The 1408-nt window shown below is 29.2% G+C and carries 1 protein-coding gene; it reads left to right on the top strand.

The window, feature by feature from the left end:
• Positions 1–9: 9 nt before the first annotated feature.
• A protein-coding gene (locus tag CLPU_RS18305; protein ID WP_422717883.1) for an IS3 family transposase occupies positions 10–1376 on the top strand; the annotation gives its coding sequence in 2 pieces (ribosomal slippage) (positions 10–481 and positions 481–1376; 1368 coding nt in all).
• The last annotated feature ends 32 nt before the right edge of the window (positions 1377–1408 follow it).

Raw genomic sequence — 1408 nt, 5'->3', positions numbered from 1 at the left:
ACTTTTTGTATGACAAAGTATAGTTTAGAAACAAAAATTAGATTCATTGAACTTATGAAAACAAATAAATATTCTATAGGTACTGCCGCAGATTCTGTAAATGCTTCTAATTCGGTAGCTGAACGTTGGTGGAAAATGTATAGTATACATGGATTAGAAGGATTATCTATGAAATCAGGAAATTATGATGGTAAATTTAAAATTCATGTAATAAAATATATGCATGAAAATCATTTAAGTGTGAATGAAGCATCAGCTATATTTGGAATTCCAAGTGATGCTACACTTCTTAAATGGGAACGTATATATTATGAACAAGGAGAAGAAGGGCTTTTATTAGAACGGCGTGGAAGACCCAAGGAGGTAAACATGAAATCAAATTCTAAAAATGCAAAACCTAAGAAATTAGATAAGAATATGGAAGCAGATTTAATAAATGAAATCCAAAGATTGAGAGCTGAGGTAGCATACTTAAAAAAATCGATAGCCTTAAAGGAAGCAAAGGAAAACTTACTAATAAAGAAAAAACAATGGTAGTAAATTCTTTAAGGCATGAATATAAGCTAAGTATTTTACTAGACATAGCAAAGCTCAAAAGACCTACTTTTTACTATCATCTATCTAGATTAAGTTTAAAAGACAAATATGATGAGGTCAAATTAAAGATTAAGGAAATATATCATAATAGTAAAGGAAGATATGGATATCGAAGAATTACCATGACTTTAAGAAATTCTGGTATTGTTATTAACCATAAAACAGTACAAAAATTAATGAAAGAATTAGGCTTGAAATGCCAAGTAAGAATTAAAAAATACAAATCATATCGTGGAGAAGTAGGAAGAATAGCTCCAAATATTTTACAAAGAAATTTTGAAGCAACAAAACCTAATGAAAAATGGGTGACAGATATTACTGAGTTTTCTTTATTTGGAGAAAAGCTGTATTTATCACCAATATTAGATTTATTTAATGGTGAAATTGTAAGCTATTGTATTGCCAATCGCCCTCATTTTGGTCAAGTCATGGACATGCTGGATAAAGCATTTGAAAAACATGATAATTTAGAAGGATTAATTATGCATTCAGATCAAGGCTGGCAATATCAACATAAAACGTACCAAAGTAGATTAAAACAAAATAGTATTTTACAAAGCATGTCCAGAAAGGGAAATTGCTTAGACAATGCAGTAATGGAAAACTTCTTTGGGTTGTTAAAGTCTGAATTGTTATATCTACAAGAATTTAAGAGTTTAGAGCACTTTAAAGAAGAATTAGAAAAATATATTAAATGGTACAATGAATATAGAATAAAAAGCAAACTAAAAGGACTGTCTCCGATTGAATATCGAAAACAATCCTTACTAGTAGCTTAATTTATTATGTCTAACTTTTTGGGGTCAGATCA

Source organism: Gottschalkia purinilytica, from assembly GCF_001190785.1.
Lineage (GTDB): Bacteria > Bacillota > Clostridia > Tissierellales > Gottschalkiaceae > Gottschalkia_A > Gottschalkia_A purinilytica.
The sequence above is the reverse complement of the archived record's forward strand: the minus strand, read 5'-3'. Positions and strand labels throughout refer to the sequence as shown.